Annotated in this window: 23 protein-coding genes and 2 pseudogenes; 13 read left to right on the forward strand and 12 right to left on the reverse strand. The window is 72.1% G+C overall.

Annotated features, from left to right (window positions below):
* Nucleotides 1-4 precede the first annotated feature (4 nt).
* Complete coding sequence (locus N4G63_RS01635; RefSeq protein WP_260789092.1) at nt 5-682, forward strand: phosphatase PAP2 family protein; 678 nt, start codon at nt 5-7, stop codon at nt 680-682.
* Here N4G63_RS01635 and N4G63_RS01640 read toward each other — a convergent pair.
* Entirely contained in the window at nt 665-973 is a 309-nt protein-coding gene (locus tag N4G63_RS01640; RefSeq protein WP_260789091.1) for a hypothetical protein, read from the reverse strand. The two genes, N4G63_RS01635 and N4G63_RS01640, sit on opposite strands and share 18 nt — an antisense overlap.
* 178 nt (nt 974-1,151) lie before the next feature.
* On the opposite strand from N4G63_RS01640, the gene N4G63_RS01645 reads away from it, so the two are divergent.
* The 4 genes from N4G63_RS01645 to N4G63_RS01660 all read left to right on the forward strand — a co-directional run bounded on the left by N4G63_RS01645 (nt 1,152) and on the right by N4G63_RS01660 (nt 5,026).
* Entirely contained in the window at nt 1,152-1,883 is a 732-nt protein-coding gene (locus tag N4G63_RS01645; RefSeq protein ID WP_260789090.1) for an SOS response-associated peptidase, read from the forward strand.
* Nucleotides 1,884-2,089: 206 nt separating this feature from the next.
* Entirely contained in the window at nt 2,090-2,485 is a 396-nt protein-coding gene (locus tag N4G63_RS01650; RefSeq protein ID WP_260789088.1) for a hypothetical protein, read from the forward strand.
* Between the two features lie 79 nt (nt 2,486-2,564).
* Nucleotides 2,565-4,712 carry a TonB-dependent receptor gene (locus N4G63_RS01655; protein WP_314599270.1) on the forward strand — a complete coding sequence of 716 codons (2,148 nt, stop codon included), beginning with the start codon at nt 2,565-2,567 and terminating at the stop codon, nt 4,710-4,712.
* Between the two features lie 101 nt (nt 4,713-4,813).
* The gene (locus N4G63_RS01660) at nt 4,814-5,026 is read left to right on the forward strand and encodes a hypothetical protein (RefSeq protein WP_260789085.1); all 213 of its coding nucleotides are present in this window, start codon (nt 4,814-4,816) and stop codon (nt 5,024-5,026) included.
* Between the two features lie 30 nt (nt 5,027-5,056).
* On the opposite strand, the gene N4G63_RS01665 is transcribed toward N4G63_RS01660, so the two are convergent.
* The 3 genes from N4G63_RS01665 to N4G63_RS01675 form a co-directional block, all read right to left on the reverse strand.
* Entirely contained in the window at nt 5,057-5,641 is a 585-nt protein-coding gene (locus N4G63_RS01665) for an NnrU family protein (protein WP_260789084.1), read from the reverse strand.
* Between the two features lie 64 nt (nt 5,642-5,705).
* Nucleotides 5,706-7,001 carry a hypothetical protein gene (locus N4G63_RS01670; RefSeq protein WP_314599271.1) on the reverse strand — a complete coding sequence of 432 codons (1,296 nt, stop codon included), beginning with the start codon at nt 6,999-7,001 and terminating at the stop codon, nt 5,706-5,708.
* A 155-nt stretch (nt 7,002-7,156) separates the two neighbouring features.
* Nucleotides 7,157-8,194, reverse strand: a complete 1,038-nt coding sequence (locus N4G63_RS01675; protein ID WP_260789081.1) for a Tim44 domain-containing protein — start codon at nt 8,192-8,194, stop codon at nt 7,157-7,159.
* Between the two features lie 223 nt (nt 8,195-8,417).
* On the opposite strand from N4G63_RS01675, the gene N4G63_RS01680 reads away from it, so the two are divergent.
* Nucleotides 8,418-9,521, forward strand: a complete 1,104-nt coding sequence (locus N4G63_RS01680) for a cyclase family protein (protein WP_260789080.1) — start codon at nt 8,418-8,420, stop codon at nt 9,519-9,521.
* Nucleotides 9,522-9,559: 38 nt separating this feature from the next.
* Here N4G63_RS01680 and N4G63_RS01685 read toward each other — a convergent pair whose 3' ends face one another.
* The 4 genes and pseudogenes from N4G63_RS01685 to ssb all read right to left on the reverse strand — a co-directional run bounded on the left by N4G63_RS01685 (nt 9,560) and on the right by ssb (nt 12,108).
* On the reverse strand, nt 9,560-10,228 hold the full coding sequence (locus tag N4G63_RS01685) for a hypothetical protein (RefSeq protein WP_260789560.1): 669 nt from the start codon (nt 10,226-10,228) through the stop codon (nt 9,560-9,562).
* A gap of 51 nt (nt 10,229-10,279) precedes the next feature.
* A pseudogene (locus N4G63_RS01690) lies at nt 10,280-10,699 on the reverse strand (ATP-binding protein); the annotation flags it as partial.
* An 83-nt stretch (nt 10,700-10,782) separates the two neighbouring features.
* Nucleotides 10,783-11,454, reverse strand: a pseudogene (locus tag N4G63_RS28380) (AlbA family DNA-binding domain-containing protein); the annotation flags it as partial.
* 93 nt (nt 11,455-11,547) lie between these two features.
* Nucleotides 11,548-12,108: a single-stranded DNA-binding protein gene (ssb, locus tag N4G63_RS01700; RefSeq protein ID WP_260789079.1), complete on the reverse strand. Its 561-nt coding sequence runs from the start codon at nt 12,106-12,108 to the stop codon at nt 11,548-11,550.
* Nucleotides 12,109-12,313: 205 nt separating this feature from the next.
* On the opposite strand from ssb, the gene recQ reads away from it, so the two are divergent.
* Complete coding sequence (gene recQ, locus N4G63_RS01705; protein WP_260789077.1) at nt 12,314-14,224, forward strand: DNA helicase RecQ; 1,911 nt, start codon at nt 12,314-12,316, stop codon at nt 14,222-14,224.
* 30 nt (nt 14,225-14,254) lie between these two features.
* Here recQ and N4G63_RS01710 read toward each other — a convergent pair whose 3' ends face one another.
* Nucleotides 14,255-14,956 (reverse strand): Crp/Fnr family transcriptional regulator, encoded by a 702-nt coding sequence (locus N4G63_RS01710; protein ID WP_260789076.1) that lies wholly within the window; start codon nt 14,954-14,956, stop codon nt 14,255-14,257.
* A 242-nt stretch (nt 14,957-15,198) separates the two neighbouring features.
* On the opposite strand from N4G63_RS01710, the gene N4G63_RS01715 reads away from it, so the two are divergent.
* Nucleotides 15,199-16,407 carry a glycosyltransferase gene (locus N4G63_RS01715; RefSeq protein WP_260789075.1) on the forward strand — a complete coding sequence of 403 codons (1,209 nt, stop codon included), beginning with the start codon at nt 15,199-15,201 and terminating at the stop codon, nt 16,405-16,407.
* A gap of 110 nt (nt 16,408-16,517) precedes the next feature.
* On the opposite strand, the gene N4G63_RS01720 is transcribed toward N4G63_RS01715, so the two are convergent.
* Nucleotides 16,518-17,630, reverse strand: coding sequence for a PEP-CTERM sorting domain-containing protein (locus tag N4G63_RS01720; protein WP_260789074.1), 1,113 nt, complete (start codon nt 17,628-17,630; stop codon nt 16,518-16,520).
* 220 nt (nt 17,631-17,850) lie between these two features.
* Here N4G63_RS01720 and uvrA point away from each other — a divergent pair, with 220 nt between their 5' ends.
* The 3 genes from uvrA (at nt 17,851) to N4G63_RS01735 (ending at nt 22,996) form a co-directional block, all read left to right on the forward strand.
* Nucleotides 17,851-20,886: an excinuclease ABC subunit UvrA gene (gene uvrA / locus N4G63_RS01725; RefSeq protein WP_260789073.1), complete on the forward strand. Its 3,036-nt coding sequence runs from the start codon at nt 17,851-17,853 to the stop codon at nt 20,884-20,886.
* Nucleotides 20,887-21,023: 137 nt separating this feature from the next.
* Nucleotides 21,024-21,827, forward strand: coding sequence for a P-loop NTPase family protein (locus N4G63_RS01730; protein WP_260789072.1), 804 nt, complete (start codon nt 21,024-21,026; stop codon nt 21,825-21,827).
* Nucleotides 21,827-22,996, forward strand: a complete 1,170-nt coding sequence (locus tag N4G63_RS01735) for a hypothetical protein (RefSeq protein ID WP_260789071.1) — start codon at nt 21,827-21,829, stop codon at nt 22,994-22,996. The genes N4G63_RS01730 and N4G63_RS01735 overlap by 1 nt, the downstream gene beginning before the upstream one ends.
* 72 nt (nt 22,997-23,068) lie before the next feature.
* On the opposite strand, the gene N4G63_RS01740 is transcribed toward N4G63_RS01735, so the two are convergent.
* A complete protein-coding gene (locus N4G63_RS01740) occupies nt 23,069-24,112 on the reverse strand; it encodes a GGDEF domain-containing protein (RefSeq protein WP_260789069.1) in 1,044 nt (347 codons plus the stop codon).
* Nucleotides 24,113-24,389: 277 nt separating this feature from the next.
* Between N4G63_RS01740 and N4G63_RS01745 the strand changes: the two genes are divergently transcribed.
* Nucleotides 24,390-25,259 (forward strand): amidohydrolase family protein, encoded by an 870-nt coding sequence (locus N4G63_RS01745; protein WP_443112031.1) that lies wholly within the window; start codon nt 24,390-24,392, stop codon nt 25,257-25,259.
* Nucleotides 25,260-25,353: 94 nt separating this feature from the next.
* Here the strand turns inward: N4G63_RS01745 and N4G63_RS01750 are convergent, their stop codons facing one another.
* A complete protein-coding gene (locus N4G63_RS01750; RefSeq protein ID WP_260789543.1) occupies nt 25,354-25,788 on the reverse strand; it encodes an SWIB/MDM2 domain-containing protein in 435 nt (144 codons plus the stop codon).
* Between the two features lie 326 nt (nt 25,789-26,114).
* Between N4G63_RS01750 and N4G63_RS01755 the strand changes: the two genes are divergently transcribed.
* The gene (locus N4G63_RS01755; protein ID WP_260789542.1) at nt 26,115-26,474 is read left to right on the forward strand and encodes a phage holin family protein; all 360 of its coding nucleotides are present in this window, start codon (nt 26,115-26,117) and stop codon (nt 26,472-26,474) included.
* Nucleotides 26,475-26,489 lie beyond the last annotated feature (15 nt).

A 26,489-nucleotide genomic window follows, 5' to 3' on the forward strand; every position in this document is an offset into this window, starting at 1 on the left:
CGGCATGGCGTTCTGGACCTGGATCACCCGGCTGGGCGAGGCCCAGCTGCTGCTGCCGCTGATGCTGCTGGCCGTGCTGTGGCTGCTGCTGCAGCGCCAGCCGGCGCGCACCGCCCTGGGCTGGCTGGCGGCCACGGTGCTGGCGGCGGCCATCACCACCGTCAGCAAGGTGGCCTTCATCGGCTATGGCTGGGGCCTGCCGGCGCTTGATTTCACCGGCTTCTCGGGCCATGCGATGTTTGCCGCGGCGGTGTGGCCGCCGCTGTTGCGCCTGGCCGCCGCGGCCTGGTGGCCGGCGCGGCCCGGTGTCGGCTGGCTGGCGGGTTATGCGCTGGCGGTGCTGGTGGCGGTGTCGCGGGTGCAGGTGGGCGCCCATTCGTGGAGCGAGGTGCTGGCCGGCCTGGCGCTGGGGGCCGCCGCCAGCGGCGTGGTGCTGGCACGCGGCCACTGGCCGCGGCTGGCGCTCACCCGGCTGGCGCCGCTGGCGCTGGGCGCCGTGCTGGCCCTGGGTGTGGCCCGGGCCCCGGCCTCACGCACGCATGACTGGGTGACGCGGCTGGCGCTGGCCAGCTCGGGCCGCACTGAGCCCTTCCAGCGCTGGGCGCCGCAGTCCGGCCCGGCCACGCCCAAGGCCGGCGGCGCGCCTGCGCGGCGGGCGCCCGCCTCACTGCAGCCGCGCTGACGAGGGCTCGAGCCGCAGCGCCTCGGGCGTGGCGGCGGCCCAGTCGAACCAGGCCGCGGCGTCGCATTCGCTCACCGCCAGGCCCTGGCGCAGCTCGAAGCTCGACTCGAACCAGCCGCAGCCGCGCGCCGCCAAACCCTCGGCCGCCTGGCGCGCCGCCGCTTCGGCCGCCGCCAGCTCGTCGGCCAGCGCAGGGGCCTGCAGCACCGTCGCCGCCCCCACCGCGGCCACCATGGCTGCCTGGGGCGAGGTGCGAAAAGCCTGGCGCAGCGGCTTGGGCAGCAGGTTCATGGCGGGTCTCCGATGGGGTGGCTGTCGATGCCCGGCATCTTCCCGGCCGGCCGGCGGCCGCACCATCGCCCCGCGGCGGGGCCGGCGGGGGCCCCCGCGCGCGGCCATCCCCCATCCCTCGCCGGGGGGTGTGCCACCATCCCCCCTTTGCCGCGCACACCCCCCGGAGCCCGTCGCCATGTGTGGACGTTACGTCGTTGCCTACGACCCGCAGACCCTGGTCTCGGGCTTCAGCCTGACCCGCATCCAGCCCTTCGAGCGGCGCTGGAACGTGGCCCCGACGATGCCGGTGCCGGTGGTCTACGACACCCGCGAGGGCGAGCGTGTGTGCGAGCCCATGCGCTGGGGCCTGGTGCCGCACTGGGCCAAGGACACCGCCATCGGCGCCAAGCTCAACAACGCGCGGGTGGAGGGCGTGGCCGAGAAGCCCTCGTTCCGCCAGGCGCTGCGGCGGCGTCGCTGCATCCTGCCGGCCAGCGGCTTCTACGAGTGGACCGTGGCCACCGGCAGCGACGGCAAGCCCTACAAGCAGCCGCACTACATCTCGCCCGGCGCGCAGCCCTTTCTCGCCATGGCCGGCCTGTTCGAGGCCTGGCGGCCCGCCGATGCAGGCGAAGACGGAGAGTGGTTGCTCACCTGCTGCGTGATCACCACCGCCGCCAATGCGGTGATGGCGCCGATCCACGACCGCATGCCGCTGCTGCTGGCGCCCGCTGACTGGGCCACCTGGCTGCGCCGCGACCTGCAAGACCCCCAGGCGCTGGCGCCCTTGCTGCACGCCAGCAGCGGCCCGGGCGATGCGCTGCAGACCTGGCCGGTGGCGCGCACCGTCAGCCGCGCCGGCAACGAGGGGCCGGCCCTGGTCGAGCCGCTGGCTGCACCACCGGCCGGGCCGGCGGCGGATGGTTGATGGCTGACCGCTGACCGGGCGGCCGCCGCCAGGCGCCACGCGCCGATCAACCAGGCAGGCGGCCAGGCGGCCGGCCGAGCCGCCGCGCCGCTGACCGGCCTTCGGCAACGCTGCTATCCTCGCCGGCCCATGGCCCGCCCCCGTCGCCCACCCGCCGCCCGCGCCCGCTGGCCATCGCCCAGGCGCTGGCCCTGGCGCTGTGGCTGTTGCTGGCGCAGCAGTGGGCGCTGGTGCATGGCGTGGCGCACAGCGCGTCACAGCGCGCGTCGGCGCTGGCCGAGGGCGGCCTGGCAGGCCTGGCCGAGGTGGCCGATGCCGCGCCGTCCACCGCCACCGCCACCGCCACCGCCACCGCCACCGCCACCGCCACCGCCACCGCCACGCCCGCCGAGGCGCCGCACGACACCGCCGCCGAGGCGCTGTGTGCCAGCTGCCAGCTGCTGGCCGGGCTGGGCACGCTGCTGCAGCCCCCGGCGCTGGCCTGGCTGGCCAGCCCCTGCCCGGCCATGGCGCCGGCGGTGGCGCTGCAGCCGGGGCTGCCGGTGGCGGCGGCCACGCCCTTCCTGGCGCGCGCGCCGCCGCGGGTTCCTGCGTTCGTCTGATCTGCTGCACCGGCCAGCGCCCGCCCATGGCGGCGGACGCGGCCGGTTGCCCGTCATCCGTTGCCAGGAAATACCTTTCATGTTGTCGACCCCTGCGCGCCGCCGTGCGCCCTCGTTTGCCGCCGCGCGCCCGGCGCGCCCCGCCACCGCCCATCCCGCCCCGCGCACCGCGCTGGCGCTGGCCCTGCTCACACTGGGCTGGCCGCTGGCCGCCCAGGCGCAAAGCGCCCCATCGCCGGCCGCCGCCTCGCCGCTGGCCGGCAGCGTGCTGATCACCGGCAACCCGCTGGGGGCCACCCAGCTGGTGCAGCCGGCCGAGGTGCTCACCGGCGAGGCGCTGGCGCGGCGCCGCGCCGCCACCCTGGGTGACACGCTGTCGGGCCTGCCCGGCGTGGCAGCTTCGGGCTTCGGGCCGCAGGCCAGCCGGCCAGTGATCCGCGGGCTGGATGGCGACCGCATCCGCCTGCTCGACAACGGCGGCGCCTCGGCCGACGCCTCGAACCTCAGCTTCGACCACGCGGTGGCGGTGGACCCGCTGGTGGTCGAGCGCATCGAGGTGCTGCGCGGCCCGGCGGCGCTGCTGTACGGCGGCAACGCCACCGGCGGCGTGGTCAACACGCTGGACAATCGCATTCCACGCGCGGCGCTGGGCGCGCCGGGCGGGCGTGCCGAATGGCGCCTGGGTGGCGCCGCGCGCGAGCAGGCCGGCGCGGCCGTGCTCGAAGGCGGCGCCAGCGGCCTGAACTGGCATGTGGACGCCGCCAGCCGCCAGAGCCAGGACCTGCGCACGCCGCGCTTCACGCCGCCGGCCGAGGCCGAGGAAGAAGCCACCGCCACCCGGCGCGTGGCCAACAGCGCCGGGCGCAGCCACGCCGGTGCGCTGGGCGCCTCGTGGGCCGACGCGCAGGGTTTCGTGGGCCTGGCGGTCGACGGCCTGCGCCAGCGCTACGGCGTGGTGGTCGAGCCCGATGTCAGCATCCGCCTGCAGCGCGAACGCCTGGCGCTGGCGGCTGAGCGCCGCGGCCTGGCCGGGCCCTTCAGCGCGGTGGAGGCGCAGGCCAGCCGCACCCGCTACCAGCACCAGGAGCTCGAAGGCAGCGGCGAGGTCGGCACCACCTTCCGCAGCCTGGGGCAGGAGGCGCGGCTGCAGGCGCGTCAGGCGCCGCTGGCGCTGGCCGGCGGCCAGCTGCATGGCACGCTGGGCCTGCAGATCGAGCGGCTCGACTTCTCGGCGCTGGGCGAGGAGGCCTTCGTGCCCGGCACGCACACCGCCAGCGAGGCCCTGTTTCTGCTGCAGGAGTGGCGCGGCCCGGCCTTCACGCTGAGCGCCGGTGTGCGCCGCGAGCGCGCGCGGGTGCGCTCGGATGGCGACGCCGCCACCGCCGGCGGCGAGACCGAGGCCGAACCGCGCTTCGGTGCCGCCACCGAGCGCCGCTTTCAGCCGGGCAGCTGGTCGCTGGGCGCGCAGTGGCCGCTGGCCGCCAGCCTGCCGGGCTGGTCGCTGCGCGGCGGCTATGGCCATACCGAGCGCGCGCCGGCCTACTACGAGCTTTACGCCAACGGCGTGCACGTGGCCACCGGCACCTTCGAGCGCGGCGACGCCTCGCTGGGCGTCGAGCGCAGCCGCCATGCCGAGCTGGGCCTGCAATGGCAGCAGGGCGCGCACCAGGTGCAGCTGCAGCTGTTTCGCACCCGCTTCGCCAATTACCTGGCGCTCGATGCCCGCGGCAACGAGGTGGGCGTGGACGGCGGCGGCAGCGTGCCCGAGTACCTGTTTCGCGGTGTGCCGGCCACGCTGCACGGCCTGGAGATCGAGGCCCGCAGCCGCCTGCAGCTGGCCGGTTGGGCGCTCGATGGCCAGGCCGCGCTCGACCTGGTGCGCGGCCGCAACCAGGCCACCGGCGAGGCCTTGCCGCGCCTGCCGCCGCTGCGCCTGCACCTGGGCCTGGAGGCCACGCAGGGCGCGCTGAGCCTGGGCCTGGCGCTGCAGCACCAGGCCGCGCAGCGCCGCGTGCCGGCCACCGACAGCGCCACGCCCGCCGCCACCCGGGTGGACCTGAGTCTGGGCTGGCGCCAGCGCTGGGCGCAAGCCGATGCGCTGTGGACGCTGAAGCTGGCCAATCTGGGCGATGCGCTGGCCTGGAGCGCCAGCAGCGTGCGCCCGGCCCGCGAGCGCAGTCCGGCCGGCGCGCGCGCGCTCACCGCGGCCTTGCGCGTCGGCTTCTAGGCACGGGCAGGCCGGGTGCGTGATGTCTGGCCGAACAAGGCCATCGCGCCCCGCCAGTTCAGCCCATCGGCGGGATCGGCAGTGCGTAAGCTGTCGATCCCATGAACACCCACCGCGCAGCGCCGATGTCGGCCGAACCCCGCGATGCCCGAGAGGCCCGCGAGGTCTGGCCCGACACGACCCCGATGCCGCTGGAGCCGGATTCGTTGTCTCCGGCGCCCATCGACGGCCTGGACGTCAACGAACTCGACAGCGAGACGGTGTTCGACCGCCTGTTCGGCAGCCTGCCACTGCCCGCGTCCCGACGGCGCTAGGCGGGCGCCGCAGCGCGCGGCCCCAGCCTCTCAGCCCACGGCGAAGGGCCGCACGCCCAGCAGCGCCGCATGGCCCCAGAAGGCCAGAGCGGCCCAGGCCAGCACACCCACCGCCACGGTAGTCAGCGTGCCGGCGGTCGTGGCGGCCGCTGCCACCGTGCCGGCCGCGCGATCACGCCGGCGCGCCGAACGAAAGCAGGCCACCGCCCACAGCAAGAAGCCGCCAAACAGCAGCAGGTCGGCCAGCGTGTGGTTGGCCAGCAGATGGGCCAGTGCCCACACCTTGACGGCCAGCACCATCGGGTGCTGCAGGCGGGCCTTGAGCGCATTGCGCGGCACATACGCGGCCGCCAGCAGCAGCATCGACACCAGCATCAGCAGGCCGGCGAGGTGGCGTGTCCACAGCGGCGGTGACCACAGCGGCACCGGCGCCAGGCGCGCCTGGCCGTAGCCCCACACGATCAGCGCAAAGCCGGCCAGCGACAGCAGCGTGTACAGGCCCTTCCAGCGCTGCGCACCCAGGCGCGCCACCATGCCGCTGCGCCAGTCGTCGGCCACGATGCGCACCGAGTGCAGGCCCAGAAACAGCAGCAGGCCGAAGATCAGTGCAGTCATGTCGCGTCGCGCTCCGTGGCGGTGGGCAGGGCACGCGCGCCTGGCCGTGGCCAGGCCCGGTGGGTTATTTGCGGGCCGGGCTCTTCAGGTACAGGGTCCACAGCCGGGCCAGCTCGGCCGTGCCGTCGCTGCCCTTGACCTGGGCAAAGCTGTTCAGCGCCTCGGCCACCTTGCCGGCGCGCCACTGCACCACGCCCAGGTGCAGCAGGGCGTCGTCGGGCTGGCGCAGGCCGCCCTTGGCCTGGCCCTGGGCCATCACGGCCAGCGCCTTGTCGTGCTGGCCGGCACCCGACAGCGCCATGCCCAGGGCAAAGGGCACGTTGCCGTCCTTGGCGTTGCGGGCGGCGGTTTCGGCGTCGTTCAGGCTGCCGCGGTCGGCCGCGGCCGCCTTGGTGGCGGCCTCGCGCAGCTTGCGGTCGGCGGCGGCGTTGGCGTCCTTGCCCAGCACGCCGCTGTTGAAGCCCTCGTCCAGCAGCTTCTGCGCCTCGGCCGGCAGGCCCACCTGGTTGGCGCGAAAGGCCATGTCGCCCAGCTCGCCGGCCGGCAGCGGCAGGCCCACCGCCATCTTCAGGCGGTAGACGTCCAGGCGCAGGCGCTCGTCGGCAAAGCCCGGGCGCTGGTGGGTGCGCACGATCAGCTCGTTCCAGAAATCGGTCTTGCCGGTGGTGCTGGCCAGCTTGCCCAGCGTGGCCAGGTAGCCGGCGTCGTCCTTCAAGGCACCGTGCGCCAGCGCCAGGCGGCTCAGCAGCGCCTCGCCAGGCACGCGGCCGGCGGCCTCTTCGGCCTGCACCAGCGCACCAAACTCGCGCACCGCACCGGCCTGGTCACCGGTTTCGGCCAGCAGGCGCGGGTACAGCTCGCGCAGCTCGGGGCTGTTGCCGCCGTTGGCCACGTAGACCGGGTAGCGCTTGACGGCCAGCGCAAACTGCTTTTCCTGCACGGCCAGGCGGATCAGCGCCTCGTTGAGCGAGCGGCGCTCGGCCTCGGGCACGAACTCGCTGTCGATCACGCCCTGCAGCGTCTGCATCGCCAGCGCGCGCTCGCCCTTGCCGCTGGCGGCGGCCAGGCGGAAGCGGGCGACGATGTAGCGCTCGTACGGCGTGAGGCCGGCGATGGCCTCCACCGTCACCAGCTTGTCCAGCGCCTCCTGGTGCTTGCCGGCCTTCAGCGCCTCTTGCGCCTCCTGCAGGGGCTTGGCGGTCTCGGGGCGCACGGTGGGCCCCGAGGCGGCGGGCGCGGCCGCTGCAGCAGCCTGCTGGGCCAGGGCCGGCGCAGTGCCGCCGGCGGCCAGCGCCGTCAGCGTGGCCAGGGTCAGGGCGCGCAGCGCGCGGCGCGTGGAAACGGTATGGCGGATCGGCAAGCGGGCACCCCGTAAGGCGGTGAAGAACGAAGGCGGGAGTGTAGTCAGCCCGCGTGACGCAGCCCACCCACCGGGTTACCAGCGGGTTTCAGGCGGTATCGGGTGTGGGGGAGGGCGGGTGGACTCGCGTCCACGCGAGGCCGGGTGCCCCAGCTTCACAGAGGCGTGATGCCCGCAATCGCCCAGTCGCCGCCCACCGGGCGCACCAGGTGCCACAGCTCGGCAAAGGGCGTGGCGCCGGCGTCGGCCTGTTCGCGGATCAGGCCGCTGTAGCGCACGCTCACCACGTCCTGGCCCATGCCGTCGCGGGTGGTGTCGGCAATCTCGGCATCGAGCTGCACCACGTCGGTCTGCTGCGTGCTGGCGCCGCGCTCTTGCAGGTCAAGGCGCAGCGAGGCAAACAGCTCGGGCGTGGTGAACTTGCGCAGATCGTCCACATTGCCGGCGTCGTTGGCGGCCTGCAGGCGGATGAACACCATCTTGGCCAGGCGCAGGAAGTCGTCGCGGTCGATGCCCTCGGGCAGCGCCGGCCCGGCCATCGCCGCCAGCGCCGCGGCGCCGGTCTGCAGCGCAGCGGCGCCCGACGATCCGGCCTCGGCGGTGGCGCCTGTCGGCGTGCCCAGGCTGCTGCGCTCGGTCAGGGTGGCGGCTTGCTGCGGCTGGGCTGTTGGCTGCTGCACCGGCGCGGCGCGCAGGTGGCCGCCGGCCCCGGCCGCGGCACCGGCCAGGCCCATCTGACCCATCTGACCCATCGGCGTGGTGGCCGGCTGGCCCTTGCGCGCCAGGCGGCCCATCACAAAGCGCAGCAGCACCACGGCGGCCACCGCCAGCAGCGCGATCATCACGAAGTTGGCCAGGCCTTCGCCCATGCCGAAATGGCTGAACAGCGCCGCCAGGCCGATGCCGGCGGCCAGGCCCGCCAGCGGGCCCATCCACGAGCGCTTGGCGGGCGCCGCCGCGGCCGCCGCGGTGGCGCCGGCCATGGCCGGTGCGGCCTGCTGGCCGGCAGGCTGGGCGCCAGGGGCCTGGGCCGGGGTGGGCGGCGTGGCCGACTTGGCCGGCGCCGCGGGCATCTGGCGTTGCAGCCCGGCGGCCTTGCCACCACCCAGGCGCTTGGCCTCGGCCAGGTGCGGGGCCACGCCCAGGGAACCGATGGTCACGGCCATCGCCAACGTCAGCAGCAGTTTTTTCATGCGCAAGGTCTCCATGCGGTATCCGGGCATCGGCGCGCGGCGCGCGCGTGTCCGGCTGGCGATTGTGAGCCCCGCCGGTGCCCGATGGTTCCGTGCCCGGCAAGCGGCGGGTGTGTGTTCTGTCGCGCCAGCGACAGGCCGGCGTGGCGCAAGCCCGGGTGGTCAGGTGCCGGCCAGCGCGGCAGCATCGCCCGCATCCATCACCACCCGGGGAGCCGCCTGCATGACCCTCCACGCCACCCCGTCCGGGGCCGCGCCCAGTTCCGGCACCGGTGCCGAGCCTGGCGCCCGCCCGCGCTGGCTGCGCCGCCCCGAGGGCTCGACCTGGGGCGACTTCGGCCCCGACGACCAGCTGGGCCGCCTGAACCTGATCACGCCCGAGCGCCGCCGCGCTGCGGTGGCCGAGGTGCGCGAGGGCCTGGCCTTCGGCCTGAGCGTGCCGCTGGACTATCCCGGCGGCTCGCTGCTCAACCCGCGCCGCAAGCCGCCGCAGCTGCGCCCCACGGCGCTGAACGGCACGCCGTTCATGAATCAGCCGCTGTCGCTGGTGGTCGAGCGCGCCACCGACGTGATCTGCGACGACCAGGTCACCCTGAGCCTGCAATACAGCACCCAGTGGGACAGCTTTGCCCATGTGGGCAGCTGGTTCGACGCCGATGGCGACGGCGAGCCCGAGAAGGTCTACTACAACGGCTATCGCGCCCACGAGCACATCGTGGGCCCGGGCGACCGCCTGCTGGCGGCCTGCGGCTGCGGCGAGGACGGCTCGTACGCCCGCGCGCTGGGCATCGCCAACTTTGCCGAAAACCCCATCCAGGGCCGCGGCGTGCTGGTGGATCTGGCGGCGCACTGCGGCCGCGAGCGGGTGTTCGTCGACCACGCCCGGCTGATGCGCATCCTGGCCGATGACGGCGTGGTGGTCGAGCCGGGCGATCTGCTGCTGATCCACACCGGCTTTGCCGAGGCCGTGCTCGAGATGCAGCGCGAGCCCGACGCCCAGGTGCTGCACCACGCCTGCGCGGTGCTGGACGGTCGCGATCCGGCGCTGCTGCAGTGGATCAGCGACAGCGGCGTGGCCGCGCTGTGCGCCGACAACTACGCGGTGGAGGGCTACCCCGCGCGCGACGTGCCGGGCCTGCGCGCGGCGCTGCCGCTGCATGAGCACTGCCTGTTCAAGCTGGGCGTGCCGCTGGGCGAGCTGTGGCGGCTGGGCGAGCTGGCCACCTGGCTGCGTGCCAACGGCCGCTCGCGCTGCCTGCTCACCGCACCGCCCCTGTGCCTGCCGGGGGCCGTGGGCTCGCCGGTGACGCCGGTGGCCACGGTGTGAGCCAGATGTGGCGCCGCAGGCCGGTGTAGCGATCCTGGCTACTGCGGTGGCAACTGCACTGCCAGGTAGGCTTGATGGGGGTGCTTTTCCGTCTCTGGATACTTCAGCGCCAGTTGTCCTGCTTCTCTCATCGGCTTGAGGTGCTCGCGCCGGAGTTCCCCTGGGTCGCGGCCGCCCAGAAGGCGTGCCAGATCGCTGGCGGTGTACGGCCGCAGACGGCACAGGTCCAGGATCAACGCCCGCACGATGGCCTGACGAGGCTTCTTGCCTGCCGCAAGGATGCGCTGATGCAAGGCAGGCGGAATCTCCATCTGCTGCGCAGGTGGGGATAGCGCGGCAGGCATAGGGTGATTCGCCGAAACCCCAGATGCTGGTCTCTGACCTTGTGGGGATTCCGCACCAATGTCCAGGGCGAGCTGGGCGGGCGGGTCCATCTGTCGGGCAGCAGAAGCGGTCAGCACATAGTAGGTTCGGCTTCCAGAGCCTTCCTTCTCGAGCAGTCCCCGGTCGCGCAGGCGGCGCAACACCTGGCTGGCAGCCAAGGTGTCAAGTCCACAGAAATCACGGCAGGCGCTGTTGTCTACTGCGCTGGTTCCACGTGCGTAGATCAGCACCTTGGCCTCGTCGGCGCTGATCACTGTGCCTGCAAAGCCGCGCAGCCAGGCGTGATCGTCCTCGGTGAGCAGGTTGTGCAGGAACAGGGTCACCCTGAAATCGTTGGCCTGTCGGTCCGAATGAAATTCCGGTGCTGACAGCCCCGCTTTCGCCGCCAAGCGACGCATGGCGCGAACTCCTGTGCCCATGGCTTCGGCCAGGTGCAAATCGTGCAGCACCGCGGCGATGACGGGGTTGCGCAGTCGCGAGCCCGGCGTCCCCAGGCTCGAAGGGTCCTTGAGCGAGTAGCCGACGTTGCGCACCTTGATGCGGTTGCTGAAGCGAATGATCTGGGTGGGGCTGTGCACGGTGTAGCTGTGCGGTGCATGGCTGCGTTCGCCAACGCCTCGCGGATGACCTTGCGCGGCAGGATGGGCTCCTGAACGCTCTGCAGCTGACCTTCCGGAAGCCGAAACCCCTTGGGCAGTTCGTCGATGATGCTGGCCTCGGCCTGGGGCAGTGCCAACAGCAAAGGCTTGCGAATGTCGACGGACTGGAACCTGTTCTCGGGGTCTTCCACCCATTCATTGCCTGGCACACGGACGTAGTCGATCCGCAAGGCAGGCAGCAGTCGACGGAGCGCCAGTGGCTTGCCAAACAGCACGATGCCGGCCAAGGTGGGCTGCAGTTGCCCATCCACCCGGCGCGACATGCCCAAAGCTTCGAGCATGTCGTGGTCACCGTACTCCAGTACCTCCGCCTGAGGGTTGAAGCGTGCGCGGTCACGCCGGTACACGGCGATGGCGGCCGGGTCGAAGTCATCCATCCGAGCGTCGGGCAACACGCTGGCATCCGGGCTGTGGCTGGGTTGGCTCTCGCCGCGCAGCACCCACAGGTCTTCATCCACGCAATGCTGGTCAGTGCTGGCAATGCGCCGGTAGGCGCCGCGAGGCAGGCCCGTTGCCTTGAGATAGACCGGCTTGTGCGTGACGTCGGCTTCGGCAACATGCACGATCAGCACGACCCGCCCGTCCACCACCTCGATCTGCATCTCCGGCCTCAGGGTGACACTGAGCATGCTGGCGCATTGGCTGGCCAGATCGCGCTGAACTTTGTCGGGATCGGAAAGACCCGTGGCGCTGTAGACGGTATCGCCCTTGTCGTTGACCGACCAATCCACCCCCAGCAGCAGATAGCCGCCGTCCAGGCCGGGCTCGTTGGCAAACGCGATGACCGTCTGCATGACCGACTTGCCCAACTCGCTGGCACGCTTGGCTTCAATTCGCGTGGACTCGTCCACCGCATTGAGCTCTTCCAGAAGATCGGCCGCGTGACGCATGAGAAGGCGATCAGGGTTCGATGCTGAAAATGAAAAAACCCTAAGCGACAAGCACTTAGGGCTCTTTCTTTACCGTCTGCGGACAGGTAGATCCTAGAACGGAATGTCGTCGTCCATGTCGTCGAAGCCGGTGCTCGACTTCGGCGCCGGGCGCTGCGCGGCGGCCGGCGCGCGCGGCGGCGGGGCGCTGCGGCGCGGGGCCGGGGCGGGTGCGGCGCCCATGTCGCCGTAGTCGTCTTCGCCACCGCCACCGCCACCGCCGCCGCCGGAGGGGGCACCGCGGCCCATGCCGCCGCCGCCGCCGCCCATGCCGCCTTCTTCACGGCCGCCCAGCAGCTGCATCTGGTCGGCAAAGATCTCGGTGGTGAACTTCTCCACGCCGTCCTTGTCGGTCCACTTGCGCGTCTTCAGGCGGCCTTCCACGTACACCGGGCGGCCCTTCTTGAGGTATTCGCCGGCAATCTCGGCCAGGCGGTCGAAGAACACCACGCGGTGCCATTCGGTTTCTTCCTGGCGCTCGCCGCTGTCCTTGCTTTTCCAGTTGCGCGTGGTGGCAAGGCTCACGTTGCACACCGCGCTGCCGCTGGGCGTGTAGCGCACCTCGGGGTCGCGACCCAGGTTGCCGATGAGAATGACTTTGTTGACCGAGGCCATGGCCGGTGCTCCTGCTGCGCGGACTGCAATGGGGGGAAGGGGCGTGATTGTCCCTGAATTGCCATCTTAGCCACCCGGGCCGGCGGCGGGTCGTGCGCGCTGGCGTCTCGCGGGGGGTGGCGAGGGGGTGGCGTGGGGGATGATGGCCGCCTTTCGGTGGCGTGGGCCGCGGCTGGCGGGCTGGGGTCGTTACCATCCCGTCCCGATGCCCACCTCGCGCGCTGCCGACCCCTCCGACCCCGGTCACACCGATCCCTTGCACATCCTGCAGCAGGTGTTCGGCTACACCGCCTTTCGCGGCCAGCAGGCGGCCATCGTGGCGCAGGTGGCACAGGGCGGCGACGCGCTGGTGCTGATGCCCACCGGCGGCGGCAAGAGCCTGTGCTATCAGGTGCCGGCCATCGCCCGCCACCGCGCCGGCCTGGGCGTGACCGTGGTGGTGAGCCCGCTGATCGCGCTGATGCACGACCAGGTGGGCGCGCTCGATGAGCTGGGTGTGTCCGCGGCCTTCTTGAACAGCACGCTCGATGGCGACGAGGCGCGCCGCGTCGAGCGCGAGCTGCTGGCCGGCCGCCTGGTGCTGCTGTATGCGGCGCCCGAGCGCATCCTCACGCCGCGCTTTCTGGCGATGCTCGATTCGCTGCACGAGCGCGGCTGCTTCAGCCTGCTGGCCATCGACGAGGCGCACTGCGTCAGCCAGTGGGGGCATGACTTCCGCGAGGAGTATCTGGGCCTGTCCCAGCTGCACGAGCGCTACCCCACGGTGCCGCGGCTGGCGCTCACCGCCACCGCCGACGACCACACCCGCGCCGACATCGTGGCCCGGCTGGCGCTCGAATCGGCCGAGCTGTTCATCAGCAGCTTCGACCGGCCCAACATCCGCTACACCATCGTCGAAAAGGACGACGCCCGCAAGCAGCTGCTGCGCCTGGTGCGCGACGAGCACGAGGGCGATGCCGGCGTGGTGTATTGCCAGAGCCGCAAGAAGGTGGAGGACACCGCCGCCTGGCTGGCCGCCGAGGGCATCCAGGCGTTGCCGTACCACGCCGGTCTGGACACCGATGTGCGCCGGCGCCACCAAGACCGCTTTCTGCGCGAGGACGGCATCGTGATGGTGGCCACCGTGGCCTTCGGCATGGGCATCGACAAGCCCGACGTGCGCTTCGTGGCCCACCTGGATCTGCCCAAGAACATCGAGGGCTACTACCAGGAGACCGGCCGTGCCGGCCGCGACGGCCTGGCCGCCGATGCCTGGATGGCCTACGGCCTGGCCGATGTGGTGAACCAGCGCCGCATGATCGACGACGGCGAGGCCGGCGAGGAGTTCAAGCGCCTGCAGCGCGCCAAGCTCGACGCCCTGCTGGCCCTGGCCGAGGCCCATGATTGCCGGCGCGTGCGCCTGCTGGCCTACTTTGGCGAGCACAGCCAGCCCTGCGGCAACTGCGACAACTGCGTCAACCCGCCCGAGACCTGGGATGCCACCGAGGCCGCGCGCAAGCTGCTGAGCTGCATCTACCGCTGCCACCAGGCCAGCGGCTTCGGCTTTGGCGCCGGCCACCTGATCGACGTGCTGCGCGGCAAGCGCACCGACAAGGTGGTGCAGCGCCGGCACGACAGCCTGAGCACCTTCGGCATCGGCGCCGACATCGCCGAGACCCAGTGGCGCAGCGTGCTGCGCCAGCTGATCGCGCTGGGCCATGTGCAGACCGAGGGCGAGTACAACACCTTGTCGCTCACCGACTCGGCGCGCGCGGTGCTCAAGGGCGATGTGGCCGTGACCCTGCGCGTGCCCAGCGAGGCACCCAAGGGCGCCGGCCGCAGCCGCCGCAGCGCGGGCGGCAGCAGCAGCCGCGGCACGGCCGCCAAGCCGCCGCCGCTGCCGCTGGACGAAGCCGGCCTGCAGCGCTTTGCCGCGCTGAAGGCCTGGCGCGCCGAGGTTGCCCGCGCGCACAAGCTGCCGCCCTACGTGGTGTTTCACGACGCCACGCTGGCCGAGATGGCGCGCGAGGCGCCAGGCTCGCTGGACGATCTGGCCGGCATCAGCGGCGTGGGCGCCAAGAAGCTCGAGGCCTACGGCAGTGAGATCCTGCGCGTGCTGGCGGCGGGCGACTGCTGAGCCGGCGCGCACCGGCCGGCCCGCCCGGGCTCAGCCCGCGTCGCTGAGCGTCTTCAGCGCGGCCAGCAGCGCCGGCATCACCAGGCGCGCGTGGCCGGTGTCGGCGGCCAGCAGCACGCCCTCGCGCTTGAGCGCCGAGACCAGGCGGCTGGCGGTCTCGACCGTCATGCCCAGCATGGCGCCCATCTGCTGGCGCGAGGGCAGCCACACCCGGCCGTCGGCATCACCGAACTCGCTGATCTTCAGCAGCAGGCGCAGCATGCGCCAGCGCGCGCTGCCGGCGGTCAGCTCGGTGAGCCACTCCTCGGCCTCGTCGAGCGCGGCCTGCCAGCGTTTCATCAGGTCGCGCAGCATCTCCGGGTGGCCCTTGGCCAGCTCGTCGATCATCAGCCGCGGCAGGCGGCACACCTTCACCGGCGTGCAGGCCACGGCGTCGGCGGCACAGGTCTGGCCCAGCAGGGCCTCCAGGCCGATCAGGTCGCTGCGGCCGGCCAGGCGCACGATGCGGCGCTCGCCGCGCTCGCTCATGCGCTCGAGCCGCACCACGCCTTCGCGCACCGTGAAAGCCGCCAGGCCGGGGTCGTTGGCCGAGAACAGGCGCTGGCCGGGCTGCACGTGCAGATCGGCGATGTGGCCGTGCAGCTGCTCCAGCGCGTCGGCTTCCAGCACGCCGAACAGCGCGCTGCGCCGCACACCGCAGTCCAGGCAGATGCGGGCCTGCGGGTTGAACACCAGATGCCGGACGTTGGTCGGCGCGGCACTGTCTGTGCCGACCGGAAGAACATCGTGCTTTGCGCTCACTGCCTTGCCCCCGTGTCGTGCCTGCCCGGACCCCCCGTGGAGCCTGGCACCCATCGAGTATGGGCGCTGCGACTGGAGGCATCACCCCAGACTGGGTGGGCGACTGGTGCGTGGCGTCCAGGCGACGCCTGCGCGCCGGGCGCAGGGTGGCGCAAAGCTGAGAACATGGCGGCATGGCACACCACTACCTGATTGGCTGGGAACTGGGCGGCGGGCTCGGCCACGCCGGCCGCGTGAAGCCGCTGGCCGCCGGTTTGCATGCGCGTGGCCACCACGTGACCCTGGCGCTGCGCGACCTGGTGCAAACCCGGCGCCTGCTGGCCGATCTGCCCTGCCCGCGGCTGCAGGCGCCGGTGTGGCTGCACCGCGCCGTGGGTGTGCCCGAGCAGCAGGTGTCGCTGCCCGAGATCCTGATGGGCTGCGGCTACATCGATGCCGACGCGGTGGACGCCCTGGTGCAGGGCTGGCTGGCGCTGATTGCGCTGAGCGGTGCGCAGGCGCTGGTGGTCGACTACGCGCCCAGTGCCCTGATCGCCGCGCGCATTGCCGGCCTGCCGGCAGCCAGCGTGGGCATGGGCTTCTGGATGCCGCCGCACCAGCAGCCCATGCCGGCCTACCGAGACTGGGAACCCATTGCGCCGGGCCGCTTGGCGCGCGCCGAGCAGCTGGTGTTCGACAACGTCAACCGCGTGCTCACCCGGCACGGCGCCGCGCCGCTGGCGCAGCTGAGCCACCTGTTCGGCGGCGACATGCCGCTGCTGTGCAGCTGGCCCGAGATCGACCACTACGACCGCGGCAACACCAGCGGTGACGACTGGCTGGGGCCGAACTACCTGCCGCAGTCAGGCCGGCCGCCGCAGTGGCCGGCCGGCCAGGGGCCGCATGTGTTTGCGTACCTCAAGTCGACCCACCCCGACCATGTGGCCGTGCTGCAGGCCCTGGTGAGCCTGGGCTGCCAGGTGGAGTGCTACCTGCCCGAGGTGGCCGGCGGCAAGCCGCCGCCGGTGGTGTCACCCCAGGTGCACTACGCCGATGGCCCGGTGGATCTGGGCCAGGCCTGTGCCCGTGCCGATCTGCTGGTGTGCCATGCCGGCCAGGCCACGATGGTGCAGGCCCTGCTGGCGGGCGTGCCGGTGCTGCTGCTGCCGATGCAGGCCGAGCAGTTTCTGATGGCCCGCCAGGTCGAGCGCGCCGGCCTGGGGTTGAGCGCGGCCCTGCGCCGCCGCCCCACCGACTTCAAGGCGCTGATCCAGGGCCTGCTGGCCGCCGATGCGCCGCAACGCCATGGCGCGCGCGCCTTTGCCGAGCGCCGCCGCGGCTTCACCCACGACACGCAGGTGCAGGATCTGCTGGCGCGGCTGGAGCGCCTGCCCCGGGCCTGAGCGAGGCGGTTTGCGGCCGCCAAAAGCAACAAGGCCCCGCCATAGCGGGGCCTTGCAGATCACGGCAGCCTGCGCCGCGGCGGTGGCCAGCCGCGGGCGCCGGTGCAGGCTCAGCTGCGGCGGCGGCGCGCCGTCCAGCCCAGGCCGGCCAGTGCCATGGCCACCAGCGACAGCGCACCGGGCTCGGGCACGCTGATCTGTGCCTGCTGGGTCTGGCCGGCCGGCAGCACGGCGGTGGAGTAGACGCTGGCGAACTGGTCAAGCGAGTTGAAGGTGAACGGGTCACCCGAACTGGAGTGCGAGCCACCGGTGGTGCCGTCGGAGATGATGACCTCGGGGTGGTGCAGCACCGACTCGGGCACGAACTCGCGCACCAGCTTGCAGTCGCCTTCGCCTTCGAAGTCGGACGCGGCCATGCGGGCCAGCTGGGGCATCTCGCCGTAGCCGCCGTAGCCGTAGCCGCAGTCGGTGTACTCGATCCAGTGCGCCGGGATCACCTCGTCCCAGGCCGGCACCACGGTGGCCGTGCCGTTCACGGCGTCGCCCTTGGCAGCCGAGGTCAGGGTGTAGGTCAGGCTCACCGACTCGCCGGCGTTCAGCACGCCCAGATCCAGCGACTTGCTGCCGCCTTCGACGGTGCGCGAATCGCCGCTGCCGCCGTAGATGTCTTCGCCGGTTTCGGTGTAGGTCGTGCCGCCGGCGTCATGGCGCAGATAGGCCGAGGTGGCCCAGCTGGCGCGGTTGTCGGAGGTGGTGATCGCAAAGCCCACGCTGGCTTCGGCGAACTGGCTGCCGGTGTAGCCGAAGGGCGTGAGGTTCAGCGAACCGGGCGTGATGTAGTAGTCGAACTTCAGCGCCTGGGCGGTGAGCTGGTCGTTGGTGACGGTCAGGGTGATCGAAAAGCTGCCGGTCACGTCGTACACGCCGCCGCCCGACGAACGCGAGCCGAAGCTGCCCGCGACGTCGCCGTAGCTGTGCATGCCCACCGAGCTGACGCCGGCGTAGCCGAAGTGCAGCACGTCCTTCGAGGTGGGGGTGTCCAGCCAGGGCAGCACGTTGACCAGCGGGCCGTTGTTCATCGAGTAGGTGCCGGTGGCCAGCAGGCTGTCGTACACCACGTTCAGCGCGTTGGCGCTCATGGGTGCCGACAGGGCCAGCACGCTGGCCACGGCCATCGGCGCCAGCGCCAGGAAACGGTTCTTGCGGGTCTTCGGGGCGGTCATCGTTGGCTCCTCTGGATACTCGGACTTGACAGAGTGGAAACTCTAGCGCCGCCGGCCCGTGCCGCGGCGGCGGCCCCCACCTGCATCCGGGGGGCCGGTGCCCCACTCCGGGGGGCGCAGTGGAAACAACTTGTGACCCAGCGCACGCCGACAGGCCCGAAACCGGCCGCGATGGCGCCGCCGACTATCATGTCCGGTTGCCCTCGAACTGCTGCGCCCCATGTCCCGCCCGTCTCCCGCCGAAGCCGCCACCGCAGCCCAGGCCCCGGCCGCCACGCCGAAACCGCCCGCCATCACCGCGTCCAGCCACCTGCAGATCCGCGGTGCGCGCACGCACAACCTCAAGGCCATCGACCTCGACATCCCCAAGCACAGCCTGGTGGTGATCACCGGCCTGTCGGGCTCGGGCAAGAGCAGCCTGGCCTTCGACACGCTGTACGCCGAGGGCCAGCGCCGCTATGTGGAAAGCCTGAGCGCCTATGCGCGCCAGTTTCTGCAGCTGATGGACAAGCCCGATGTGGATGTGATCGAGGGCCTGGCACCGGCCATCAGCATCGAGCAGAAGGCCACCAGCCACAACCCGCGCTCCACCGTGGGCACGGTGACCGAGATCCACGACTACCTGCGCCTGCTGTTCGCACGTGCCGGCACGCCCTTCTGCCCTGATCACAACCTGCCGCTGCAGGCGCAGAGCGTGGGCCAGATGGTGGATTTCGTGCTGGCCCTGCCCGAGGACACCAAGCTGATGATCCTGAGCCCGGTGGTGCGCGACCGCAAGGGCGAGTTCGTCGAGCTGTTCGCCGAGATGCAGGCCAAGGGCTATGTGCGCTTTCGCGTCGACGGCCAGATCGTCGAGGCCACCGAGCTGCCGGCGCTGAAGAAGAACGAGAAGCACGACATCGACGTGGTGATCGACCGGCTCAAGGCCCGGCCCGACGCCAAGCAGCGCCTGGCCGAGAGCTTTGAGGCCGCGCTGCGCGCCGCCGACGGGCGGGCCATCGCCTTCGAGATGGACACCGGCAAGGAGCATCTCTTTTCCAGCAAGTTCGCCTGCCCGGTGTGCAGCTACGCGCTGGCCGAGCTGGAGCCGCGGCTGTTCTCGTTCAATGCGCCGATGGGCGCCTGCCCGCACTGCGACGGCCTGGGGCAGCAGACGGTGTTCGATCCCGAGCGCGTGGTGGCATTCCCCAGCCTGAGCCTGGCCGGTGGCGCGGTGAAGGGCTGGGACCGGCGCAACGCCTACACCTTCAGCCTGCTGGAGAGCGTGGCCGCGCACTACGGCTTCGACATCGAGGCGCCGTTCGAGGAGCTGCCGCCCAGCGCGCGGCACACGCTGCTGCACGGCTCGGGCACCGACCAGATCGAGTTCGTCTACCAGTCGGAGACGGCCAAGGGCAAGCCGCGCATGGTCAAGCGTGCCCATCCCTTCGAGGGGATCATTCCCAACTTCGAGCGCCGCTACAAGGAGACCGATTCGGTCACCGTGCGCGAAGACCTGGCGCGCTACCAGGCCGCCAAGCCCTGCGCCCACTGCCACGGCACGCGGCTGCGGCGCGAGGCGCGGCATGTGTTTCTGGTGGGCGCCGATCGCGCCGATGGCCAGCCGGCGGTGCCGCGCCAGGCCATCTTCGAGATCGAGCACGCCACGCTGGCCGAGGCGCTGGCGTACTTCGAGGCCCTGCACCTCACCGGCGCCAAGGCCGAGATCGCCGACAAGGTGGTGCGCGAGATCCGCGCGCGGCTGAAGTTCCTGAACGACGTGGGCCTGAACTACCTGAGCCTGGACCGCAGCGCCGACACCCTCAGCGGTGGCGAAGCGCAGCGCATCCGCCTGGCCAGCCAGATCGGCAGCGGCCTGACCGGCGTGATGTACGTGCTGGATGAACCCAGCATCGGCCTGCACCAGCGCGACAACGAGCGCCTGATCGGCACGCTGCGCCACCTGCGCGACCTGGGCAACAGCGTGCTGGTGGTCGAGCACGACGAGGACATGATCCGCGCCGCCGATCATGTCATCGACATGGGCCCCGGCGCCGGCGTGCACGGCGGCCGCGTCATCGCCCAGGGCACGCCCGAGGCCGTGGCCGCCCATCCCGAGAGCCTGACCGGCCGCTACCTCTCGCAGGTGCTGCGCATCGAGGTGCCGAAGCAGCGCCGGGCCTGGGCCGCCGCGCCGTCGCCGGCCCCCGAGCCCGAGGCGACCGCGCCGCGCAAGCGCCTGCCCGACGGCAGCTGGCCCAGCTTCACGCAGAGCACGGCCACCTCGCTGCGCATTGCCAATGCCCGCGGCAACAACCTCAAGGGCGTGACGGTGGACATCCCGGTGGGCCTGCTCACCTGCGTGACCGGCGTCTCGGGCTCGGGCAAGAGCACGCTGATCAACGACACCCTGTACGCGGCGGTGGCCAAGAAGCTGTACCAGAGCCACACCGAACCCGAAGCGCACGACGAGATCGAGGGCCTCGACGCCTTCGACAAGGTGATCAACGTCGACCAGAGCCCGATCGGCCGCACGCCGCGCAGCAACCCGGCCACCTACACCGGGCTGTTCACGCCGATCCGCGAGCTGTTTGCCGAGGTGCCGATGGCGCGCGAGCGCGGCTACGGGGCCGGCCGCTTCAGCTTCAACGTGGCCGGCGGCCGCTGCGAGGCCTGCCAGGGCGACGGTGTGATCAAGGTCGAGATGCACTTTCTGCCCGACGTGTACGTGCCCTGCGACACCTGCGCCAGCAAGCGCTACAACCGCGAGACGCTGGAGGTGCTGTACAAGGGCCGCAACATCCACGAGGTGCTGGCCATGACGGTGGAGGAGGCGCGCGGCTTCTTCAGCGCCGTGCCGGCACTGGCGCGCAAGCTGCAGACGCTGCTGGACGTGGGCCTGGGCTACATCACCCTCGGCCAGAGCGCCACCACGCTGAGCGGCGGCGAGGCGCAGCGCGTGAAGCTGGCGCTCGAGCTCAGCAAGCGCGACACCGGCCGCACGCTCTACATCCTGGACGAGCCCACCACCGGCCTGCACTTCGCCGACATCGAGCTGCTGCTGCGCGTGCTGCACCAGCTGCGCGAGGCCGGCAACACCATCGTGGTGATCGAGCACAACCTCGATGTCATCAAGACCGCCGACTGGCTGATCGACATGGGCCCCGAGGGCGGCGCCGGCGGCGGCACCGTGGTGGCCGCCGGCACACCCGAAGACGTGGCTGCCTGCGAGGCCAGCTTCACCGGGCGCTTTCTGAAGCCGCTGCTGGCGCGTTGAGGTGGGGCACCCGGCGCCGCGGGTACGCGACGCCACCCGCCGCCGCGGGTCTTTACCTCACACAACGTTCGCGCAACAGCGCGGCGCAGGCCGCGGCCTAGGCTCACCGCCATGGTGTCTGCCGTGAAAGGCCTGCGATGAACTCCGCTGTGCTTGCCGTTTCCGAACCCCGTGCCGGCGCTGCGGCGCCGGTGCCCACGCTGGCCACGGCCATCACGCCGTCGTGGCGGCGTGTGCGTGCGCTCACCGCGCTGCCGGCGCGCTACCCGGGCCTGCGCGACGAGGCGTCACCCGCGCTGTGGGTGCACGGCCGCACGGCCGACGGTCAGCCGGTGGGCTTCGAGGCCCAGGGCGGCGACATCGTGCACCTGCGTGGGGGCGTGGCCGCCACCCGCCGCGCGGTGCTCGAGACCGCCGTGCTCGAGCGCCAGCCGCTGGGCCGCTGGCAGGTGCTGGGCCTGGATGCCGAGCGCCTGAGCGGCGAGCAGCGCCAGCTGCTGCAGCGCCGGCACATCGGCCGGGCGCTGCTGGGCGACGTGCTGGACCCCGCGCTCACCGCGCTGGGCAATGTGGCGGTGGCGCGCCGCCTGGTGCAGCCGCAGGCCGGCGATGCCTTTGATCTGGCGGCACTCGAGCTGGATGCGCTGGGCCTGTCGGAGGTGATGCATCGCCGCCCGTCGGCCCTGGCCCCCGACGAGCAGCGCCTGGTGCTGCTGGCCCGTGCGCTGGTGGGCCGCCGCCGGCTGGTGGTGGTGGAGCAACCCGAGGCCGGGCTCTCGCCCTTGCAGGTCACGGCAGTGCGGCTGTCGCTGTGGACGGCCGCCGCGCTGCACGGCTGCTGCGTTCTGATGAGCACCGACCACGCCCGCCTGGCGGCCAGCGCCAACCGCAGCGTGCCGCTGCACGGCGGGCGCGGTGCCGGCCGCTGGGTGGCGGCGTGATGCGCCCGCTCCGCCCCGACGCCGTGCCGGGCGTGCTGGCCCGCGTGGCGCTGCGCTCGGCAGCAGCGCTGGCCGTGCTGGCCTGCCTGGCCGGGCCGGCCGCCCGGGCGGCCACGGCGGGCACCGCACCGGCTGCCGCAACCGGCACCGCGGCCAACCCCGCCAGCGGCGCTGGCGTGCCGGCCGCCGCCGCCGCCGCCGCCGCCGCCGCCGCCGCCAGTTTGCGCGCCGATTGGTGGACACGCTTCGACGACCCGGTGCTCACCGCCTTGCTGGCCCCGGTGGCGCCGCACGATGCCGCACGCGCCCAGGCGCTGGCGCGGCAATGGGTGGCGGTGCGCGTGTACCACGCGCAATGGTCGGTGGCCGATGCCCTGCTGCCGCTGGCCCGTGCCGAGCAGGCCGCGCTGATGGATCTGCCGGCCGATGCCGATGCCGATGCCGATGCCGATGCCGATGCCGATGCCGATGCCGGCTCGGCCGAGACCCGCGAGACCGCGCTGGCCCGCGTGGCCGAGCAACTGGCCCAGACCGAGCGCTTTGCCGCCGGACGTGCGGCAAAGCGCGACCAGGCCATCCACGCCGTGGCCAGCCTGGCCGGCGTGCCGGTGAACGGGCTGGTGGCGCAGATCGGCACACCACTGGCGCAATGGCGCCTGCCGCACCTGGTGGCCGAGCCGCCCACGCTGCGCATGACCGTCTCGGCCCGCACCAGCGATCAGGTACAGCGCGTGGCCACGCTGCATGCCAGCCACGAGGCCGCCCTGCAGGCCGACCGGGCCGTGCTGGCGGCGCGCCAGGTCTGGCGGCAGGCCCAGGCCCAGGCCCAAGCCCAAGCCCAAGCTCAAGCTCAAGCTCAAGCTCAAGCTCAAGCTCAAGCTCAGGCGCGCACACAGCCGGCCGGCGCCATGGCCAGCGCCACGGCCAACCCCGCGGCCGACCCCGCGGACAATCCCGCCGGGCTGCCCACCGATGCCGCCAGCGCACGCGCCTACCAGGCGCTGCTGCTGGCGCTCAACGAGCAGGCGGCGGCGGCCGGTGAGCTGGCGCTGGCCTGGCTCGATCACCTGGAAAGCCAGCCGCCCGCGCCAGCGGCCGCAGCCGCCGGTCGCCCGGCCACGCGCGCGGCGGCACCGGCGGCCGCACGCCCTGGTGCCAAGCCGGCCTGAGCGGCTGCTGGTTGATGGCATCGGCGCGCCGGGCCGAGCCCGGTGCCCAGGGGCCTGCGCGGGTGCGCCGGGTCAGTGGTCGGCCACGGCCACCCGGTCACGGCCGGCGGCCTTGGCGGTGTACAGCGCGCGGTCGGCGCGGTCGACCAGCGCCTCGGCCACATCGCCCGGCCGCCACAGGGCCGCGCCCTGCGACAGGCTGATGCGCTCGATCGGCTGATCGCTGCCCTTGCGCTTGATGCGGCTGGCCGCCACCGTGACGCGCAGCTTCTCGGCCAGTGCCAGCGCCTCGGCCAGCGTGGTGGCCGGCAGCAGCACGGCAAATTCTTCTCCGCCCACGCGGGCGGCCATGGCCGGCTCGCTCACCAGGGTTTGCAGCAGCTGGGCCACGGCGCGCAGCACCTGGTCACCGAACGGGTGGCCGTAGCTGTCATTGATGCGCTTGAAGTGGTCGAGGTCCAGGATCAGCAGGCAGGGCGTGCGCGTGGCGCTGGCGGCTGCCAGGCACTCGGCCAGGCGCGCGTCGAAGGCGCGGCGGTTGGGCAGGCCGGTGAGTGCGTCCACCTGGGATTCAGCGCGCGCGCGCTGGACCTCGCCGCGCAGCTGGTCGATCTCGCGCTGGCTGTCGGACAGCCGCTGCTGCATCTGTGCCATGTCGAGCTGCATCTGCCGGGTGTGGGTGCGCAGCTCGTCCAGCAGGGCGGGCGGGCCTGCGGCCTCGGCCGGCGCGCCGTCGGGGTGGGTGTTGCCGGCCAGCTCGGCGGCCATGCGTTCGAGGGCATGGCCGTAACGCGAGGTCTGGTCCTTGGCCAGTGCGGCCTGCGCCGACATGCCGCCGATCAGCTGCTGCAGCCCGTCGCTGACCCGCTGCGCCGCCTGCGGGTCGAGGTCGGCCAGGTGCCGGCGGTACAGCTGCGCGGTGGTGGCTTCATCCAGCGCACCGCGCTGTGCCAGGTGGTGGTCAACCTCCACCCGCAGCGCCGAGGCGCTGTCGGCCACGTAGGCATACCAGACTGCATAGCTCATCGGATGCAGCGCCGCCGACTGGCGCGACATCAGTGGCAGGGCCTGTCGCAGCAGCTCGGTGCTGCGCTCGGGGGTGTGTGGGTACTGCATGACAGCTCGAAAGTACAACAAGGCGCCCGGCCCCTGCGCGGCCCCGCACCGGCGGTGGCGCGGGCCATGGAAGCGGCCGTTGACGTATCTTCGGCAGCGCCGGCGCAAGGCTGAACGGTGCCCGTGCCCGTGCAGGGCGCCAGCGTGACAAGTGGAGCAAACGATGCCAGACCCTTCGTCCGCCGCGCCGTCGGGCGCCCGCCAGCCTGCGCCAGATCAAGCCGTGCCGCGCCGAGATCGTGTTGCGGGCCGTCTCGCATGGGCCGCCCAGGCTGCACTGGTGCTGGCCCTGCTGCCCCTGCCCGGGCCGGCCCTGGCCACCGGCCCGGCCTATGCCGGCCCGCTGTTCGATGCCCACCTGCACTACAACGACGAGGCCTGCGCGCTGGGCGCCGACTGCCCCTATCCACTGACCGAGGTGCTGGCCATGATGCAGCGCGCCGGCGTGCGTGCGGTGGTGGCCAACAGCCGGCCGAACGACGGCACCAAGACCCTGGCCGCCGCCACCGCGGCCACGCGTGCGGCCGGCGTCGCGGTGGTGCCCTTCGTGCGCCTGTACCGCAACCGCGCCGACTACACCGGCTGGTTTGCCGACGACAGCATTGCCGCGATGGTGCAGCACGAGCTGGCGGCGGGCACACCGGCCGGGCCCTATCGCGGCCTGGGCGAGTTCCACCTCTACGACAGCCGCAATGCCGATGGCCCGATCGCGCGGCGCCTGATGCAGCTGGCCCAGGCGCGCGACCTGGTGGTGCTGGCGCACGTGGACGACGAGGCCATCGAGCGCCTGATGGCCCATGCGCCGCGGGCCCGGCTGGTGTGGGCGCACACGGGCATCGGCGGCGTGCCGGTCGAGCGGGTGCGTGCGCTGCTGCAGCGCCACCCCACGCTGATGGGCGAGCTGTCCTACCGGCCCGGCCTGACGGCCCACGATGGCCGCCTGAGCGCCGAGTGGCAGGCCCTGCTGGCTGAACACAGCGAGCGTTTTCTGGTGGGCTCGGACACCTGGGTCAATCCGCGCTGGGGCGCCTACGAGACGCTGATGGCCGAGGCTCGGCGCTGGCTGGGAAGCCTGCCGCCCGAGGCCGCACGGCGCATCGGCTGGGGCAATGGCGCGCGCCTGTTCGGCCTGCCCGATCCACCCTGAGCCGCAGGGCGGCTGAAATGAAAACGGCCGGCAAAAGCCGGCCGTGAACAGTGCGCTGACAGCGGGCCTCGCCATGCGAGGCCCGCCGCTGGCATCACTTGAGGTGCGAGTTGATCAGCTTGGTCATCTCGAACATCGACACCTGGGCCTGCTTGAAGATCTCCTTCAGCTTGGCGTCGGCGTTGATCATGGTCTTCTTGACCTGATCCTGCAGCTTGTTCTTCTTGATGTATTCCCAGACCTTCTTGGTGACCTCGGTGCGCGGCAGCGGCTTGTCGCCGATGACGGCAGCCAGGGCCGCGCTGGGGGTCAGGGCCTTCATGAAGGCGGCGTTCGGCGTGCGCTTCTTGGCGGCGACCTTCTTGGCCGGAGCGGCCTTGGTGGCCGGCGCAGCGGCCTTCTTGGCCGGTGCTGCCTTCTTTGCCGGAGCGGCGGCCTTCTTCGCCGGTGCTGCCTTCTTTGCAGCAGGCGCGGCCTTCTTTGCCGGGGCGGCCTTCTTGGCCGGAGCGGCCTTCTTCGCAGTTGCCATTTGGATGCTCTCCATCACGTGAGTGGTTGATGTGCCGGGGCCTGGGTCGGGGGTTGCATGAACCCACGCTTCTCTCTGTAGCCTGCAGCAGCCGCGATGGTACTGCCACCCCATGGGGCTGAGAAGCTGTTTTCCCTCTGAAAACACGCTTTCCACCCTCGTGGCAAGCGCTTTTGTCGCCCCCAGGCATCACCTGGGCACGGGCAGGCGGGCCAAGGCGTGTCGGCGGGTACCGTCACCCGTATACGTCCGGGCGGCCCGGTGTGCTGCCCGGGGCACTGCAACTGCGCGCCATGCGCAGTGCCGGCGCTATGCTTGCGGCCATGATGAAGCTGCTTGTGCGATGGATGTTGCTGGCTGCCGCGCTGCTCTTGGTGGCGCACCTGTACCCAGGGGTTTCGGTGGCCAGTTTCGGTGCGGCCATGGTGGCGGCGCTGGTGCTGGGGCTGTTGAACACGCTGGTGCGTCCGCTGCTGGTGCTGCTCACGCTGCCGGTCACGCTGGTCACGCTGGGCTTGTTCCTGTTCGTGATCAACGCGCTGATGTTCTGGTCGGCCGCCGGCGTGCTGGCGGGTTTCAACGTCACCGGCTTCGGCGCCGCGCTGATCGGTTCGCTGATCTACAGCCTGTGCGGCATGGTCATCGATGTGGCCATCGAGCGGCTGTTCAACCGCGGCGAGTACTGACCGGCCCGCCGCCGA

Source organism: Aquabacterium sp. OR-4 (assembly GCF_025290835.2).
Taxonomy (GTDB): Bacteria; Pseudomonadota; Gammaproteobacteria; order Burkholderiales; family Burkholderiaceae_C; genus Pseudaquabacterium.

Coding starts and splice junctions, on each gene's coding strand:
- N4G63_RS01635 (WP_260789092.1), top strand. CDS start 5: ATGGCGTTCTGGACCTGGATCACCCGGCTGGGCGAGGCCCAGCTGCTG.
- N4G63_RS01655 (WP_314599270.1), top strand. CDS start 2,565: ATGTTGTCGACCCCTGCGCGCCGCCGTGCGCCCTCGTTTGCCGCCGCG.
- N4G63_RS01675 (WP_260789081.1), bottom strand. CDS start 8,194: ATGAAAAAACTGCTGCTGACGTTGGCGATGGCCGTGACCATCGGTTCC.
- N4G63_RS01720 (WP_260789074.1), bottom strand. CDS start 17,630: ATGACCGCCCCGAAGACCCGCAAGAACCGTTTCCTGGCGCTGGCGCCG.
- N4G63_RS01730 (WP_260789072.1), top strand. CDS start 21,024: ATGAACTCCGCTGTGCTTGCCGTTTCCGAACCCCGTGCCGGCGCTGCG.
- N4G63_RS01680 (WP_260789080.1), top strand. CDS start 8,418: ATGACCCTCCACGCCACCCCGTCCGGGGCCGCGCCCAGTTCCGGCACC.
- N4G63_RS01645 (WP_260789090.1), top strand. CDS start 1,152: ATGTGTGGACGTTACGTCGTTGCCTACGACCCGCAGACCCTGGTCTCG.
- N4G63_RS01735 (WP_260789071.1), top strand. CDS start 21,827: ATGCGCCCGCTCCGCCCCGACGCCGTGCCGGGCGTGCTGGCCCGCGTG.
- N4G63_RS01660 (WP_260789085.1), top strand. CDS start 4,814: ATGAACACCCACCGCGCAGCGCCGATGTCGGCCGAACCCCGCGATGCC.
- uvrA (WP_260789073.1), top strand. CDS start 17,851: ATGTCCCGCCCGTCTCCCGCCGAAGCCGCCACCGCAGCCCAGGCCCCG.
- N4G63_RS01750 (WP_260789543.1), bottom strand. CDS start 25,788: ATGGCAACTGCGAAGAAGGCCGCTCCGGCCAAGAAGGCCGCCCCGGCA.
- recQ (WP_260789077.1), top strand. CDS start 12,314: ATGCCCACCTCGCGCGCTGCCGACCCCTCCGACCCCGGTCACACCGAT.
- N4G63_RS01715 (WP_260789075.1), top strand. CDS start 15,199: ATGGCACACCACTACCTGATTGGCTGGGAACTGGGCGGCGGGCTCGGC.
- N4G63_RS01740 (WP_260789069.1), bottom strand. CDS start 24,112: ATGCAGTACCCACACACCCCCGAGCGCAGCACCGAGCTGCTGCGACAG.
- N4G63_RS01665 (WP_260789084.1), bottom strand. CDS start 5,641: ATGACTGCACTGATCTTCGGCCTGCTGCTGTTTCTGGGCCTGCACTCG.
- ssb (WP_260789079.1), bottom strand. CDS start 12,108: ATGGCCTCGGTCAACAAAGTCATTCTCATCGGCAACCTGGGTCGCGAC.
- N4G63_RS01640 (WP_260789091.1), bottom strand. CDS start 973: ATGAACCTGCTGCCCAAGCCGCTGCGCCAGGCTTTTCGCACCTCGCCC.
- N4G63_RS01755 (WP_260789542.1), top strand. CDS start 26,115: ATGAAGCTGCTTGTGCGATGGATGTTGCTGGCTGCCGCGCTGCTCTTG.